The organism is Bradyrhizobium sp. CCBAU 11434 (assembly GCF_028128895.1).
GTDB classification, from domain to species: domain Bacteria; phylum Pseudomonadota; class Alphaproteobacteria; order Rhizobiales; family Xanthobacteraceae; genus Bradyrhizobium; species Bradyrhizobium zhengyangense.
In genome coordinates this window covers 13,778-30,675 of the sequence record NZ_LBJX01000082.1, presented here as the reverse complement: position 1 = coordinate 30,675, position 16,898 = coordinate 13,778, and the positions used below count along the sequence as shown (strand labels likewise).

Here is a 16,898-nt window from a genome sequence, read left to right as displayed (position 1 = left end):
CTGCCTGCGTGCTCGGAGATGTCCCGATCGGATGGTCCGGCACGGCGCTACTCCGCGGCATTCTGCGCCGCCGTGTGGCCCCGCGGTTCTTTCGGCTTCGGTTCGGGATCGATGGACTCGCGACCCTCGATGTGGCCGCCGAAGCCGAACCGCATCGCCGAAAGCATCTTTTCTGCGAAGTTGTGCACCTGCCGCGAGCGGAATCGGGCATAAAGCGCCGTGGACAGCACGTCCGCCGGGACCGCCTCCTCGATCGCGGCTTCGACGGTCCAGCGGCCCTCGCCAGAATCCTGGACGTAGCCGGAGAACTTATTCAATTGCGGATCCTTCACCAGCGCGGCGGCGCCGAGATCCAGCAGCCAGGATGAGATGACGCTGCCGCGCCGCCAGACCTCCGCGATATCGGGCATGTTCAGAACGAAGCGCTCGTCCTCCGGCAAATCCTTCGAGTCCTTGTTGCGCAGGATGTCGAAGCCTTCCGCGTAGGCCTGCATCAATCCGTATTCGATGCCGTTATGGACCATCTTGACAAAATGCCCGGCGCCGGATGGCCCGGCGTGAATGTAGCCGCGCTCGGCGCGGGATGCGGCCTTTTCGCGGCCGGGCGTGCGCGGAATATCCCCCAGGCCCGGAGCGAGCGCCGCGAAGATCGGGTCGAGATGATCCACGGCCTCTTTCGGGCCGCCAATCATTAGGCAGTAGCCGCGCTCGATACCCCAGACGCCACCGGACGTGCCGCAATCGACGTAGCGAATGTGCTTCTTCGCCAATTTCCTGGCGCGGCGGATGTCGTCCTTGTAGAAGGAATTGCCGCCATCGATGACGATGTCATCTGCTTCAAGCAGGCCGCCGAGACCTTCGACTGTTTCGTCGGTAATCTCGCCGGCGGGCAGCATAACCCAAAAGGCGCGCGGCTTGTCCGCGAGCGCCTTCACCATCTCGGCGAGCGAGCCAACGGCTGTGGCGCCCTCCTTCGCCAGCGCCTCGCGCGGCTTGGCGTTTGTGTCGAACACCACACAATGGTGGCCCGCCTTCATCAGGCGGCGAGAGATGTTGCCGCCCATGCGACCCAGGCCAATGATGCCGATCTGCATCTTGCGTTACTCCTTATGACGATGCGCTATTCGAGCGCTGCGTCGATTGCGTGCGACAGCTCCTCAAGGCCTGCATCGACATGCTTGAGGTGAACGCGCAACGCACGACGGTCGCGTTCCACCAGCACCGCGAGATCACCGCTGGCCTGTGCGGCCTTGACAACTCCAAAGCTGTAGGAATGGCCGGGCACATCGATGTCGGCGGGGTCATCGCAGGTGACCTGCAAGAACACGCCGGAATTCGGGCCGCCTTTGTAGGTCTGCCCGGTCGAATGCTGGAAGCGCGGTCCGAAGCCGAGGCACGTCGCGGCCCGTGTCTTGTCGCGGATACGCCTGCGCATCTCGGTTAGCGCTCGCGTGTGCGCCGCATTGCGCTCGATATAAGCGAGCAGCGCCACGTAATCGCCGGCTTTCGCGCCGGCCTGCACGCGGCCAAAATGGCTCTTCAGATAACCGGCAAGGGTGTTGTGTCGGCCGAGTTGAGCCGCGTTGCGCGGATCGGCGTAGAGAGCCACGCCATTCTCGCGAAACATCGGCGCGTCTTCGGGCAGGCGATGCGATTTCTCATAGGCGTCGGTTAGCGCGCGCGTCTTGTCCTTGCTTGCCTCGACATCCGGCTGGTTGAAGGGGTCGATGCCGATGATCGAACCGGCAACGGCGGTGGCGATCTCCCAGCGGAAGAATTCCTGACCGATATGCCAGAGATCCTTCACGCGAATCCGCGCGACCGGATGGCCGGTCCGCTCCAGCGCCTCGACGGCCTGGCACTGCGACGGATCGGCCTGCCCGGCCAACTCCAGATAGACGAAGAACCGGTCGCTGCCGTAGCCCTCGGGCACGGTGAGCGGCTCGCCGGCCAGCGGGACCAGCCCGCGTCCCTGCTTGCCTGTACTTTCCGCCAGGAGCTGCTCCAGCCACGCGCCGAAATCGGCGATCCCTGGCGAGGCAATGATCGTCACCTTGTCGCGTCCAAAGCGGGTTGCCGCGACTCCCATAGCGACGCCGAGTTGCACACCAGGGTTTTCCGACGGCGGGACGTCGGCGCCGCAGGAACGTTGCATCGTCCGCGTCGTCTCAAGCAAGCGCCTAACGTCAAGACCTGTCGCTGCCGCCGGCACCAAGCCGAACTTCGACAGCACGGAGTAACGCCCGCCGATCGACGGCACACCGTGGAAGGTTTGGCCGAAGCCGAGCCGACCGGCGCGTCGCTCCAACGAGGATCCCGGATCGGTTACGGCGACGAAGTGCTCACCGGCCTTGTCCTTGCCCCTCATTGCGCCGACGCGGTCGAAGAAATAGTCCAGGAAAATGTTGGGTTCCAGCGTGCTGCCGGACTTGGAGGAGACAATGAACAGTGTCTTGCCGAGATCAATCGCCTGTTCGATCGTCCTGATTTGCGCCGGATCGGTGCTGTCCAGCATATGGAAACACGGCCAGCCAGCCTGCCGTCCGAGAGTTTTGCCCAGCACCTCCGGTCCCAGGCTCGATCCGCCCATTCCCAAGAGGACCACGTCGGTGAACCCGCCCTGCCCCATCCGCTCGGCCAAGCCGCCCAGCCGATCCAAGTTGGCCAATTCCTGCTCGACAATGTCTAGCCAACCGACCCACTTGTCCTCGTCGATCCCTGCCCACAACGACTTGTCCCCTGCCCAAAGCCGTCGGATGCGTCCGTCCTCACGCCAGATCTCCATCTCCGCGTGGACAGCGGCGTCCATCTCCGGTGAGCCCGGCGCGATCTCCAGGCCGGCGCGCTCGCCCTCGAGCAGCGTGCGGCGTCGTTTCGCGATGGTGCCGAACAGCTTGTCGAACGCGTCCGCGAACTGTTGCACCCCCTCCTTGAGCAATTCGTCCGTGACCGCCTTCAATGAAACTCCGTGCTCCTCCAATTCGGAGCACACGGTGCGGGCGCCTGCCACATCCAGTTCTATAGCGTCAGGCTTCGCCTCCCCATGGTCGCGGAAAGCGTCCATGGTAGCCGGCGGGATGGTATCCACCGTGTCGCGGCCGATGAGCGCCTCGACATACATCGTGTCCTTGTAAGCCGGGCTTTTTGTGCTGGCAGACGCCCAGAGCAGGCGTTGCATCTGCGCGCCGGCCCCGGACAGATGCCGCCAGCGAGGGCCGGAGAACAGCGCCTTGTAGCGAGAGTAGGCGATCTTCGCGTTGGCGATGCCCGCTTTCCCACGCAACCGATCCGCCAGCTTTTTGTCACCGAGCTTGTCCAGCTGCTTGTCCGTCGCGACATCAATACGGCTGACAAAAATGCTGGCGACGCTGCCGATCTTTGACAGATCGCCGCCGGACCGATTCAAATCTTCGAGCCCCGCAATATATGCTTCGACCACCTGTTCATAGACGCTCACCGAAAAGAGCAAAGTTATATTGATGTTCAGTCCACGACCGATCAGGTGGCGAATCGCGGGGATACCCGCCGGAGTAGCCGGCACCTTCACCATCAGGTTGGGGCGTTCCACCGCGGCCCACAGCCGCGATGCCTCGGCGATCGTCGCGTCAGTATCGTTGGCCAAATAAGGCGAACATTCCAGGCTGATATAGCCATCCCGTCCCTGCGTCTGGTCGTAGACGGAACGCAGGACGTCGGCGCCAGCGCGGATATCGGCGATCGCCAAGTGCTCGTAGATCTCGGAGATGCTATGATCGGCCCGCGCCTGGAACTGCTTCAGCGCATCGGCATATTCGTCGGTCTCGCCGATCGCCTTCTCGAAGATCGAAGGGTTCGAGGTGACGCCCTTCAAGCCGTCGTGCTCGATGAGCGTGCGCAACTCACCCTTCGCGATCAGGCTGCGCTTCAGATAGTCCAGCCACGGCGACTGGCCATATGCTTCGAGCTGCTTCAGCGGATTCATGCTGATGAGTCTCCCGAGGTTCGTATCATTGTGGCCATCACCTTCGCCGGCATGAAGCACTCGTCGACAAAGACCTTGCACGAGCCGATGTGTTGAGCTCTGCCGCGTCGATACGTATCGACGTTGCCGGCTTTTGATCGACGATGGCAACCGAACTTCGGCTCCAAGGTGAGACACCCCTACGATAGACCGACGCTGGTTCGCAGCGGTAGGCTCGGAAACTACGCAGATCCGCCCGCGGAACGATTAAGTGGTTCGCTGTCTTTAATGAGTTCGTCTCAAAGACGAACTTTGAAAACACAGGAGCTATGCCATGCGTAATACCTTGTTCATGTCCACGCTCGTGTTGGCGCTTGCTGTTTCGGGAACTGCCTCCGCTCAGTCCACGACGGGCGCGACCAATCCACCTTCACCAAATGCCACGAAACAGCAAGGCGCAGGTCAGCAGTCTGTTCTGACGGTAGATAAGCTTAAGCAAGATCTGCAAAACGCCGGATTCTCCGAGGTCAAGGTCCTGCAAGACGCCTTCTTGATCCAAGCTAAAACCAAAGACGGCAATCCCATATTGATGACCATAGGCCCGAACGGCATGAGTGCATTGGAGATGTCAAATTCGGGCGGCGCCACGACGGGCCAATCTCATTCGGACAACAACCCCGTCTCAGCGCCCGCGAAGCCTGCGCAACATTAGCTGATCGATTGGAGGGAGCGGCAATTCCGCTCTCCCCTCGGTGAGCGATAATACTTGCCGGCGACCGGATTTGCGCCAGGAGGCGGTGCGTTCAAACCGTGAAGCTCGGTGATGATGCTGGCCGCCAGATAGTCTCTAGGTAGTTTCCGAGCCTATCGTCACGGCCTCGTCGCTCGCTATTCTGCAAGACGTTCTCCTCTCGGCATTAATTTAGCAGATTTCGGTTGATCTCACCTTTAGCCAAACGAAGGAGCGATAAATGCGCGAAGCAAGAACATTGTACGTCATTGTTTGGGCGTTCTGCGTGTTCGCGCCGGCCGCACATGCTGAAGCGAACAAGGTCGTGATCGGAGATATCGACGACATGTCTGGCGTTTATGCCGACATCATTGGCCCCGGCGGCGTCGAGGCCGCTAAAATGGCCATCGCAGATTTTGGCGGTTCTGTCCTTGGAAAGAAGATCGAATTTCTAGTAACCGACCACCAGAATAAGCCGGACCTTGGCGCCGAGAAATTCCGCGAATGGGCGGATCGCGATGGTCTGACCATGGTACTCGGAGGCTCCAATACCGGCGTCAGTATCGCAATGACGACGATCGCGCGGGAGAAGAAGATCCCATTTTTCGCCATCGGCGCGGCGGGGGCATCGCTCACCGGTAAGGACTGCACGCCTTACACGGTGCATTATGCCTATGACACTACGGCGCTTGGTAACGGGACCGCGACCACCATTTTGAAGCAGGGCGGAAAGTCGTGGTTCTTCCTGACCGCTGACTATGCCTTTGGCACTCAGCTACAGGAGTCTGCGGCCGGCGTGGTGACCGTTGGAGGCGGCAAGGTTCTTGGCTCCGTCCGGGTTCCCCTTGCCACATCGGATTTCTCTTCGTTTGTCCTGCAGGCGCAGAATTCAGGCGCGCAGGTTCTGGGTCTTGCCAACGCCGGTGATGACTTCACCAACTCGCTCAAGGCCGCCAATCAGTTCGGGGTCACGAAGAAGATGAAGCCTGCCGCGCTGCTCGCCTTCATAACCGACATCCATAGTCTGGGACTGGAGACCGCGCAGGGGCTCTATCTTACGACGGGCTGGTATTGGGATCTCAACGACAAGACCCGGGCTTTCGCGAAGCGTTTCTTCGAAAAAACAAAGCGTGAGCCGACGATGACCCAGGCCGCCTATTATTCCGCTACACTCACTTATCTCAATGCGGTCAAGGCCGCCAAGACGATCGATGCTGATAAGGTCATGGCTGAATTGCATAAGGCTAAGATCGACGACATGTTTACGTCCAACGGCAAAATCCGCGCTGATGGATTGATGGAACATGAAATGTACATCATGCAGGTCAAGACGCCTTCAGAATCGAAACACCCGTGGGACTATTATCGTCTTGTAGAGACAATGCCCGGAGACCAGGCTTTTGGAAAGCTCTCTGACTCGACCTGCCCCTTGCTCAAGGAGTGATTTGCAGCATCCCATAACAATAGGAAGCTAATACGTGAGGTCCTTCAGCCTCGGAAACTACGCAGCAACGTGGACCGATCGGCGGCGTTCTCGACTGGTCGGCTGGCTAAAGGAACGCGGGCTGTGGCGGGCTGCGATGAAGTCCAGCCGCTGCACAGAAGTCATTCGCTTCAGTGAAAGACTTGCGGAACAAGTTATGGAGCCCGTCTGCCGATGACCTTGAGAATTGCGCAGATCGCGCCGCTCGCGGAGTCTGTTCCACCCCGCACCTATGGTGGCACGGAGCGGGTCTGTTCCTGGCTTACCGAAGAACTCGTACGCCAGGGACACGAAGTGACCTTGTTCGCCAGCGCCGACTCGTCAACCTTGGCGACGCTCGCGCCATGCTGCCCGGCAGGATTGCGGCGAGCAGGTGTGCACAATCACGCGCCATCCTTGTTGCTCATGCTGGACCGGGTGCGCAGGCTCGCCGAAAGCTTTGACGTGATCCACTTCCATGTAGATCTCTATCAGTTCCCGCTGTTCCAGCATCTCGCCTCGAAGTCCTTGACCACACTACATGGACGGCTGGATCTGCCGGAAATGCACCCGGTGTATCGCACCTTCAACCGCATGCCATTAGTGTCGATCTCCGACGCCCAGCGCCGACCGATCCTCGACGCAAACTGGTTGGCGACAGTCCCTCACGGCATGCCTGACGGGCTCATTCCGTATTCGGCGGACCAGGGCACATACCTTGCCTTCCTGGGTCGCATCTCGCCCGAGAAGAGACCGGATCGCGCCATCGCGGTCGCCCTCCGCGCCGGCATCCCGCTCAAGCTCGCGGCCAAGGTCGACGCGGCCGATCAAGAGTATTTCGACGCTGCGGTCAAACCGTGGCTAGATCATCCGTTGATCGAATTCCTCGGCGAGATCGACGACGCCCAAAAGAGCGAACTACTGGCCGGCGCGCTCGCCCTGCTCTTTCCTATCGACTGGCCCGAGCCCTTCGGGTTGGTGATGATCGAGGCCATGTCTGCAGGCACGCCGGTGATCGCCTGGCGCAACGGCTCTGTTCCTGAGATTGTGGACCCAGGCGTCACCGGGTTCATCGTCCAGTGCCTCGATGAGGCGCTCGAAGCCTTGAACCGAGTGAGTACCCTAGACCGCCTGAACGTCCGCAAGCGTTTCAAAGATCGGTTCACGGTTGACCGTATGGCGGAAAACTATCTGGTGCTCTACAGGCGGCTCGCGGACAATGCGCGCTCCTCATCTAGGTCCCCGGCCTTTGCGGGATCGCGCGACCGCGGCCTGGGTCACGGCTTGTCGGGTCCGCAAAAGGGAGCCTTAGACCCCGTTGACTCATTGTTCGAAGACGGCGTCGCCGACGTTCGACGTTAAACGCCCCTCAACGGCTCGCGCGGAAACAATCAATGGCCATAGAAATAAATGTCGGACCGCCAAGGCTGGCCATCAACCAAGGCTACGGCGTCCTCATCACCGACCAGGACGGTCAGATCCCCTGGCCGACCGACAAGGGCTTTTATCACTCCGATACCCGGGTCATCTCCTCCTGGCAGATCTTCGCGGATGGCGAGTCGTGGAAACTCTTAAACAGCGGGAACGTCGCGTACTACGCCAACCGCATCTTCCTCACCAATCCAATCCTTCATACCGAGATCGGCGTGGTCCCGGAACATACCCTCGGGCTATCGATCAGCCGTTCCATCGGCGGCGGAATCCATGAGGATCTCGATCTCGTCAATCACGGCATGGACAAGGTGCAGTTCAATCTCGAGATCGCGGTACGCAGCGATTTTGCCGATATCTTCGAAGTGAAATCCGGCAGTATCGTCAGGCGCGGCCGCATCACATCGGCATGGTCGCAAGGCGCTCCACGTCTCACGATCGCCTATGTCAACAAGGACTTCAAGCGCCGGGTCACCGTCACCGCGCACAAGTGGGATTCAAAGCCGGTCTATGCCAATGGCCGGATCAGTTTCGAACTCGAACTCAAGCCCGGCGAGGCATGGCACTCATGCCTGCTCTATGCGGTCGGCGACGGCGAGACCATCGATCACGCACCGGATCACTGCATCGCCCAGACGGGTGGCGCTGGCGCGCATCGCAAACTGAGTCAGTGGCGGGACGCGACGCTCAAGATCGAGACGAGCAATGAGGAGTTCTACCGCTTCTACCATCAGTCGCTAGAGGATATGGCCGCCTTGCGACTCCCGATCGAGGGCACCGACCATTTGGAGTTCGTGCCGGCGGCCGGAGTTCCGTGGTTCCTGGCGCTGTTCGGTCGCGACAGCCTCACCGTCTCGCTGCAGAACGCGATGGTGCATTCCAGTTTCGCCCGCGGCGCATTGGAGGTGCTGAGCCGCCACCAGGCCACCAGGCGCGACGACTATCGCGACGCGGAGCCTGGCAAGATCATGCACGAACTGCGTCGCGGGGAGCTGGCGCACTTCAAGCTTATTCCGCACACGCCCTATTACGGGACCGCCGACGCTACCATCCTCTATCTGATCGTGCTGCATAATGCTTGGCGCTGCACCGGCGATCCCGATCTGCTGGCTCGGTTTCTGCCTGTCGCGGAGAAATGCCTGAGTTGGATCGATGAATACGGCGACCGGGACGGCGATGGCTTCCAGGAGTATCAGACCCGATCCAAGGCTGGCGCCTACAACCAAGGTTGGAAGGATTCGGGTCAGGCGCTGGTCAACACCGACGGGTCGATCGTCACAGCCCCGATCGCGCTCGTGGAGATTCAGGGCTACGTTTACGATGCTTGGCTGCGCATGGCTCAGGTCTACGACGCCCTGGGCAAATCAGCCCGGGCCCAGACACTGCGCGAAAAGGCCGAGGCCCTGTTCGTCCGCTTCAACGATACGTTCTGGGATGAAGAGTCCGGCTTCTACGCCTTCTGTCTCGATGGCGAAAAAAAGCAGGTGTTGAGCGTCGCTTCCAATCCTGGCCAATGCCTGTGGTCGGGCATAGTGCCTCCCGACCGCGCCGCCAAGGTGGTCAAGCGGCTGATGGAACCGGATATGTGGAGCGGCTGGGGCATCCGGACGCTTTCGACCGACAACCCCTCCTATAATCCCAATTCCTATCAGAACGGCGCGGTATGGCCGCACGACAACGGGATTATCGCCATGGGCTTCCGCCGCTACGGCTTCGCCAACGAAGCAGCATGCATCGCCAGAGACATCAGCGGCGCCGCCGGCTACTTCGTGCAGCATCAAATGCCGGAACTCTATTCCGGCATGCAGCGTGATCCGACCGACTTTCCGGTCCAGTACCTGGGCGCCAATGTGCCGCAGGCCTGGGCAGCGGGATCATGTTTCGCCATGCTTCAGATGATCGTCGGCTTTCAACCCGACGCGCCGGCCGGCAAGCTCTACATCGATCCGGTTCTGCCTGAGTGGCTCCCGAAACTCACCATCAGAGACCTTCGGGTCGGTGAGAACGTCTTCGACCTGCGATTCTGGCGCGACGACGACGCTACGCGGTTCGAGACTCTGAAAGGCGATCCGCTGGCAGTCGTCCAGAAGAGCTACGCCACGGCCACCACGCGATGGCTGTAGCGCGCGACCAAGTCGAGGCATCGTTTCGTCGGCGACCGATGACACCACTAGACCAGCTTTCGCACGACGTTCCTCAGCTCAGGAATTACCTCCTCCTCGAACCACGGATTTTTCTGCATCCAAATAGCACTACGCCAACTCGGATGCGGCAACGTAAAAAATTGGGGACCGTACTGTGAAAATGCCTTAACGGTCTCGGTCATGGTGGTCTTCGGCCCTGCATCCAAATAATATCGATGCGCGTATCGACCGACCAACAGTGTGAGCTGCAGGTCCGGAAGATGCTTGAGCAAACGTTCGTGCCAGCGCGGCGCACACTCGGGACGAGGTGGATTGTCACCGCCATTCTTTCCAGCCCCCGGATAACAAAGTCCCATGGGAAGAATTGCGACCTTTCTTTCATCGAAGAAGGTCGAACAATCCAGCCCCAACCAGTCGCGCAAGCGATCGCCGCTTGCATCATCCCAAGGTATACCACTCCGATGGACCTTGCTCCCCGGAGCCTGACCGACGATCAACAGCTGAGCGGTGCTCGCCAGCTGCACCACGGGACGGGGACCGAGCGGCAATTTCGCCTCGCAGATGCGACAGGCCCGCACTTCGCGCAACAGACGTTTCAGCGACATTCAAAAGCTCTCTGCAAAACAATATCGCTCGCATCCGGACCGCGCTTTTGCCAGGCAATGATGTCGTCAGGCCTACGGATATTGCCATTCCGCAGGCGCAATAAACTTATGCAACAGCGGAACTCGATTGTTTCGCTCACTTGAAAAACTCGGCCGTGTGAGACCATGTGTTAGCGGCGGCCGCTGGTCGCGAAGTATTATCCCATCTATCAAAGCACATCCAATGCGTTTACTAACTACTCCAACATGGCCAGAACCCTTCTACATACGTTCTCAGCCGTAAAGCCGTATTCACGCATCACGACGTCGCCTGGCGCCGATGCGCCAAAGCGGTCTACGCCCAGTACGTCACCGCGATCACCGATGTAACGATGCCAGCCCTGCGACGCGCCCGCTTCTACGGAAAGTCGCGCACGGATCGACGGCAATAACACCTCGTCGCGATAGCTCCGCGGCTGCGCATCGAACAGATCCCAGCTCGGCATGGAGACAACGCGCGCCATGACGTTGCGCTCTTGCAGACTCTTTCGAGCGGCCATAACGAGCTCAACCTCCGAACCGCTTGCAATCAGAATGACATCCGGCTTGCCGTTCGGAGCATCGGCAAGGACATATGCGCCCTGGCGCAAGCCATCTGCCGCGGCACATTGAGTGCGATCGAGCGTCGGCACATTCTGACGCGTTAGAATCAACGCAACCGGATGGTCTCCCGCTTCCAGCGCGACGCGCCAGGCGACGGACGTCTCATTGGCATCGCCCGGACGGATGACGGTAAGGCCTGGAACCGCGCGCAAGCCGGCGAGTTGCTCGACCGGTTGATGGGTCGATCCATCCTGCCCCAAGGCGATGCTGTCGTGGGTAAACACATAGACCACGTGCAGCTTCATCATCGCGGCAAGGCGGATCGGCGGCCGCATGTAGTCCGAGAAAATCAAAAATGTCGCGCCGAACGGCACCGTGCCGCCATGCGCCGCCAATCCGTTCAGAATCGCTCCCATGCCGTGCTCGCGTACACCGAAATAGATGTTGCGGCCGGCGTAACTCCAGACACCATCCACAGCGCCCTGCTTGTCGGGTACGGTCACTCCGGCGGGCTCGAAATCTCCGAGCCCCGAAAGCGCGGTATGGGTCGATGGATTCAAATCCGCCGAGCCTCCGATCAGCGCTTGCAATCGAGGCGCAACGGCATTCATCACCTTCCCCGCAGCGACACGAGTAGCCATGCCCTTTTCATCCGCAGGGAAAACCGGAATATCCCTATCCCATCCATCCGGCAATTCGCCGTGCATGACATGGTGAAGCGCCCTTGCGAGATCCGGAAACGCGCGGCTGTACGCCGAGAATCTGTCGTTCCACTCCGTCTCGGCCGCTTTTCCCCGCTCGACCGCCTTGCGAAAGTGTTCGCCTGCCTTCTTGGGGATGTGAAAGAGCGGCTCGGTCGGCCAGCCTAGATTCTGCTTCGCCAACCTCATTTCGTCGACGCCCAAGGGCGACCCATGCGATTCAAAACTGTCCTGTTTGTCGGGCGCGCCGTAGCCGATATGGGTGCGCGCCAGGATTAGCGAGGGACGCTGCGTTTCCGCGCGTGCCGCGTGCAGCGCTGCGTCGATCGCAACGAGATCGTTGCCGTCCGCGACCGACTGGACGTGCCAGCCATAAGCCTCAAACCGGCGCGCCCGATCCTCGGTAAATGTGATATCGGTTCCAGCCGACAGCGTCACACGGTTGTCGTCATAGACGTAGATCAGCTTGCCGAGCTTCAAATGGCCGGCGAGGGACGCTGCCTCCGAGGAAACGCCCTCCATCAGATCTCCATCGCTGACGATCCCATAGGTGAAATGATTGACGATCTCGGCGCCGGGCCGGTTGTAACGCGCCGCCAGATGCGCTTCGGCCATCGCCAGACCGACGCCGTTGCCGAACCCTTGACCCAGAGGTCCGGTGGTCGTCTCCACGCCTGGCGTAACGCCTCGCTCAGGATGTCCCGGCGTCATGCTGCCCCATTGGCGAAACCGCTTGATTTGCTCAAGGGAAAGATCGTAGCCGGTGAGGTGAAGCAAACTGTACAACAGCATCGAGCCGTGCCCGGGAGAGAGCACGAAACGATCGCGGTCGAACCAACCGGGATTAGCGGGACTGTGTTTGAGGAACCGGGTCCACAGCACATAGGCCATCGACGCCGCGCCCATCGGCATTCCCGGGTGGCCGCTATCGGCCTTTTGCACGGCGTCCACGGAAAGGAAGCGCAGAGTGTTGATGCACTCATTGTCCAACGCTGGATCGAGAAGCATTGCAGAAGGCGCTGCGTTCATTCGAGTTCTCCGTTTTATCTTTGCTTCGGCGAGCACATCTCGGCGCGATGACCGTCTCCGCGCCTCTCGATTGATGCGCCGTGCCGCGCACCTCAAATCGGCATACGGTATCCGTAGAACTCGTGATCTTCGTTATAGCCGCCTTGGCCGGCCCCCAGATCGGCGAAGTCGCGCACGAGCTCGATTGCCGCGATCCACTTGACCATCTTGAAGCCTAATTCGTTCTCGCAGCGCAGCCGCAGCGGCGCGCCGTGAAGGATGCTGACCGGCGCCCCGTTCATCTCGTAGGCGAGAATGGTCAGCCGATGCCGCATGTTATGAAGCTCATGAACGTCGTAATAGCCGCCACCCGCAGAACCTTCGGAAAACGAGTAAAAGACCGCGTAACGCGCGTCCGGTGTCGGCTTGACGATGTCGAGAATGTCGCGCATCGGAACGCCGCCCCACTTGGCAACGCCCGACCATCCTTGGATGCAAAAATGCGTAGTGATTTGTTCCTGCTTCGGTAGGGCCTTGAGATCGGCGAAGGAAAACTCGCGCGGCTCCTCCACCAGTCCACTGACGCGTAGACGATATTGAGCAAACTCATCCGCCACCAACGCCTCGAACTCCGCGGAGTTAGGCATCGTGCCGTTGGGCCAGAAATGCGGCGAGATGTCCTTCTCCGTAAGCTGGGCGTTGGGCTCCCACCATTCGGTCAGACCCTTGATCCAGCCGACCATGAATCGTCCCGTCCGCTGCACCAGACGAGCGTGCCGGATGGTGAAGGGCGAGGCGACCCACCAGGCGAGACCTACGAGCACCATGGCCAAGACGAAAGACGGAAAACCAGCCCACGCGTGGCTCTCCACCCCCGCGAACATGTGGTTCGTGTTCTCCCTAAGACCGGTAACGAACACCATGATCCCGTGCGCCAGGATGAACAGCACGAACCAGCAGAACGAGATGAAGTGGATGGAGCGGGCCGCCTGCCTGTTCAGCACGGTCCCGAGCAAGCCGAACCGATTAGAGATAGCCGGGCTCTGCATGAGCCCGGTCGCAATGGAAACCGGCGCGGCGGCGAACACCGTGATGAAATAGCTAAGCTGCTGCAGGCCGTTGTAGCGGGTCCAGCTTTCGTCGACCGGAAAATTCAGCGACGCATACTGGATTGCGGTCGAGAGCGCGGCAGGGAACACGCCCCACGTCACCGGGACTAAACGAAGCCACTGACCGGTGGTGAATATCAGCACGTAAAATGCGATGCCGTTGATCGTCCACAGCATCACGATCGAAAAATGCCACCAACGGGCAAGCCCGATGGAGTGACGAACGCCGGGGATGCCCAGCCAACTCGGCACGGTCACCGAATCGTCCTTCGACGTCCAAGTCCGGCCCTCAGGAACCGAGTGCTGGAAACGGAACCACTCCGTGCCGGGCGTGCAGTCCCGGGTCCAATAAAGCCGCGGGTGATCGGCCAGGATCTGAATCCCGGCCCGAATGATGAACATCATGAAGAGCATGTTCAGGAAGTGCTGTAATTGCAACCACCACGGAAAGCCGGAATCGACCGAGGGTGCGGACTGCGCGATACCGGGATAATCCTTGATAAAGGCCTGGACACTTGGAAATTCTCGCAAGCTCTGCGCGAGAGCAATCACGAGAACGAGCCCGACGGCTCCGATCGGTAGCGCCCACAAGATGCTGATCCAGCGCCGTCCTATGCGGATGCGGGGAACGATCCCTTCTTGCGGCGGCAGCCACTCGCTCATGACAATACGGTCGTCCGCCGCGCTCAAAGTTGACGCGATGGGATCGTGGGGCGGCAGTTCGATCTTCATCGAGTCCGTCATAGGCGTCGCTCTCCTCCAAGACGCTATCGATGATCCGTCTCGGTCTTTCCCTTTGTCTCTCGTCCCAAAAGAAACTTCCGCAGCGCAACCGCGTCGTTATGGACCTCGTCGTGAGCCGAGAACACGAGCGTGATCGGACCTCGTCTTGCCAGGGCCCGTAATTTGCTGAGCTGTTCGGGATGCCGGTGGACCTCCGCCGCGTATCGGCGGCGAAACTCCGTCCAGCGGGCCGGATCGTGACCGAACCATTTTCGCAAGGTTGTGCTGGGCGCGATGTCCTTGATCCATTGATCGATCGCGGCGTCTGCTTTCCTGATCCCGCGCGGCCACAGGCGGTCGATCAAAATCCGGGTCCCGTCATCGGCGGTTGCGGGTTCGTAGGCGCGCTTGAACTTGACGTGATCGGCCGCTATTCGCTTGGTCATCGGGCTCGCTCCAAAGATCTTTCATGCGCTCGTTCTCGTCAGAGCCTGACCTTTATGCATCGCGATGTGCTCGGTCTTGCTGCTCTTGATTTCATATTGCGGATCGTCCTCGCTCGCGTGATGGGTGTACCCCTTGTAGTCAACGTCTTTGGAATGCACTTTGATGATCTTGCCGCTGACATGGCCTGCTTCCGAATTCCAGATCACGTGATCGCCAACTTTGAACCGTTTCGTCATCATGAATCTCCGATCGCGGCTTGAGCTTGCCGCGCCGCCGCCGCACTTTGGATCGCCTGCGCGCTTGAGGTATTCCTCGAAATGATCCGTTCGAACCCAACCTCCGCACGAAGCCCTTCGAGATCCCGATGGACCACGGCGACGGCGAGCTTTCTGCCTCCGAGCCGATACGTGAGGGCGCAGTCTCGACGCTCCAGCGACCCCGCGATCTCGGCTTTGTCCCAGTGTTCGGCGTGTCCGACATAGCCGAGGCCGAAGTCGTATTGTTCGGTCCAGAAGAATGGAACGTGATCGAAGGGTTCACGCCGGTCGAGGATGTTGTGCGCCGCGGTCTGGCCCTGGCGCTCGGCGACGACCCAATGCTCCACGCGAATTCGCTCACCGGTGAGCCGGTCCGGCCAGCGTGCGATGTCGCCCGCAGCGAAGATGCCTTGAATGCTGGTCTCGAGGTACTCATTGACGATAACGCCGCGATCGATCGCAAGCCCTGCCTGTTCGGCCAACGAGATTGCTGGTCGGACGCCGATCCCCACGACAACGAGGTCGGCATCGAGCCGTTCCCCGCTTTTCAACGTCACGCTTTGCGCGTCTATCGTGGTGGCCGTCGTGCCGAGGTGGAACGTCACGCCGTGGTCCTGATGGAGCTTGCAGGAAATTTCCGACCTCCGGTCCCAGCACTTTCCCCATCAAGATCGTCTCAGTCCCGACCACGTGGACTTCGATATTCCGGGCACGAAGCGATGCCGCCACTTCCAAGCCAATGAAGCTGGCGCCGATCACAACCGCACGCTTTGCCACCAGAGCACGGGCGACCAGCGCGCGGCCGTCGGCCAGAGTCCGCAAGTAATGCACATGTGGAAGAGCAGCACCCGGGACGTCGAGACGTATTGGCTCGGCTCCGGTCGCAAGCAGGAGCGCGTCATAGACGTGATGGCTGCCATCTGCGAGCTGAACCCGCCTGCCCGCCGTGTCGATTGTCGTGACGCGCGCACTCAGGTGCAGAGCGATTTCATGGTCTTTATAGAATTTAAGCGATCGGAGCGGGTTCGACTCGTCGGGTGCGGCGCCCGAGAGAAAGCCCTTTGACAGGTTGGGCCGGTCGCACGGCAGCGAATCATCAGCGCTCAACATCGTGATGCGGCCGGAGTAGCCTTCGCGGCGGAGCATCTCAGCGGCGGCATTGCCCGCCGCACCACCTCCGACGATAACGATCGTCGCCGGTATGCCGGCCGCCCACGCCTGTGAAGGCCGGTTTACGGTCTCCAGTTTCTCCCGAACATATACGGTACCCCCGAACTTCTCTTGAACGTACACGGAGCCGACCGGCGTTTCGACAGGCGTGAACTGACGCGCCACATCGCGCACCTCTTGGCGGTGCCAATGTTCCACACGCCAGTGCGAAACCGGGTTTAACGCCGGCGCACGGAGAGCCTCGCCGGTGCGCAGGCTGAAGCAGGCATGATGCCATTGGCACCGAACCGTATCGCCATCGAGCAGCCCTTGTTCGAGCGGCGCACCGTAGTGCGTGCAGATGGCCCCAATTGCGAACACCTCATCGCCGCGCCGGACTAGCAGCACCGGTTCGCCCTGCGCATGTCCGAGCAGCATGGTTCCATCGGGGATCGTTGCGAACTCAACGCCCTGGGTTAGATCGGGCCCGCTGAGTTTCGGCTTTTCTTCGTTCATTTGAGTCTCCTTGAGGCCGATGCCACTCGGAATCAGACTTCGGATTAAATCTGCATCCCACCGTCGCTCCTCGAGCAGCGACCCACCCAATGCC

General features: G+C 60.4%; 12 protein-coding genes and 1 pseudogene. 4 read left to right on the top strand and 9 right to left on the bottom strand.

From position 1 onward, the window contains the following. Positions 1-47 precede the first annotated feature (47 nt). Both gnd and XI06_RS18145 read right to left on the bottom strand, forming a co-directional pair. Positions 48-1,094, bottom strand: coding sequence for a phosphogluconate dehydrogenase (NAD(+)-dependent, decarboxylating) (gene gnd, locus XI06_RS18150; RefSeq protein WP_271606034.1), 1,047 nt, complete (start codon positions 1,092-1,094; stop codon positions 48-50). Between the two features lie 26 nt (positions 1,095-1,120). Continuing rightward, a complete protein-coding gene (locus tag XI06_RS18145) occupies positions 1,121-3,961 on the bottom strand; it encodes a bifunctional transaldolase/phosoglucose isomerase (RefSeq protein ID WP_271606033.1) in 2,841 nt (946 codons plus the stop codon). A gap of 313 nt (positions 3,962-4,274) precedes the next feature. On the opposite strand from XI06_RS18145, the gene XI06_RS18140 reads away from it, so the two are divergent. The 4 genes from XI06_RS18140 (at position 4,275) to XI06_RS18125 (ending at position 9,686) form a co-directional block, all read left to right on the top strand. Further along, positions 4,275-4,652: a hypothetical protein gene (locus XI06_RS18140; protein WP_271606032.1), complete on the top strand. Its 378-nt coding sequence runs from the start codon at positions 4,275-4,277 to the stop codon at positions 4,650-4,652. Positions 4,653-4,911: 259 nt separating this feature from the next. After that, on the top strand, positions 4,912-6,114 hold the full coding sequence (locus tag XI06_RS18135; RefSeq protein ID WP_271606031.1) for an ABC transporter substrate-binding protein: 1,203 nt from the start codon (positions 4,912-4,914) through the stop codon (positions 6,112-6,114). A 219-nt stretch (positions 6,115-6,333) separates the two neighbouring features. Further along, positions 6,334-7,494, top strand: a complete 1,161-nt coding sequence (locus tag XI06_RS18130; protein WP_271606070.1) for a glycosyltransferase family 4 protein — start codon at positions 6,334-6,336, stop codon at positions 7,492-7,494. A 32-nt stretch (positions 7,495-7,526) separates the two neighbouring features. Next, on the top strand, positions 7,527-9,686 hold the full coding sequence (locus tag XI06_RS18125; protein WP_271606030.1) for an amylo-alpha-1,6-glucosidase: 2,160 nt from the start codon (positions 7,527-7,529) through the stop codon (positions 9,684-9,686). Between the two features lie 47 nt (positions 9,687-9,733). Here the strand turns inward: XI06_RS18125 and XI06_RS18120 are convergent, their stop codons facing one another. The 7 genes and pseudogenes from XI06_RS18120 to XI06_RS18095 all read right to left on the bottom strand — a co-directional run. Next, positions 9,734-10,312: a uracil-DNA glycosylase family protein gene (locus XI06_RS18120; RefSeq protein WP_271606029.1), complete on the bottom strand. Its 579-nt coding sequence runs from the start codon at positions 10,310-10,312 to the stop codon at positions 9,734-9,736. A gap of 236 nt (positions 10,313-10,548) precedes the next feature. Then, on the bottom strand, positions 10,549-12,624 hold the full coding sequence (gene tkt / locus XI06_RS18115) for a transketolase (RefSeq protein ID WP_271606028.1): 2,076 nt from the start codon (positions 12,622-12,624) through the stop codon (positions 10,549-10,551). 92 nt (positions 12,625-12,716) lie between these two features. Next, positions 12,717-14,444, bottom strand: a complete 1,728-nt coding sequence (locus XI06_RS18110) for a molybdopterin-dependent oxidoreductase (RefSeq protein WP_271606027.1) — start codon at positions 14,442-14,444, stop codon at positions 12,717-12,719. A gap of 35 nt (positions 14,445-14,479) precedes the next feature. Further along, complete coding sequence (locus XI06_RS18105; RefSeq protein WP_271606026.1) at positions 14,480-14,881, bottom strand: DUF488 domain-containing protein; 402 nt, start codon at positions 14,879-14,881, stop codon at positions 14,480-14,482. 21 nt (positions 14,882-14,902) lie between these two features. Then, positions 14,903-15,118 carry a DUF2945 domain-containing protein gene (locus tag XI06_RS18100; protein WP_271606069.1) on the bottom strand — a complete coding sequence of 72 codons (216 nt, stop codon included), beginning with the start codon at positions 15,116-15,118 and terminating at the stop codon, positions 14,903-14,905. Beyond that, entirely contained in the window at positions 15,118-15,486 is a 369-nt protein-coding gene (locus tag XI06_RS43505; RefSeq protein ID WP_333909346.1) for an oxidoreductase C-terminal domain-containing protein, read from the bottom strand. The genes XI06_RS18100 and XI06_RS43505 overlap by 1 nt, the downstream gene beginning before the upstream one ends. A 27-nt stretch (positions 15,487-15,513) precedes the next feature. Next, positions 15,514-16,726 (bottom strand): annotated as a pseudogene (locus XI06_RS18095) (FAD-dependent oxidoreductase); the annotation flags it as partial. Between the last annotated feature and the right edge of the window lie 172 nt (positions 16,727-16,898).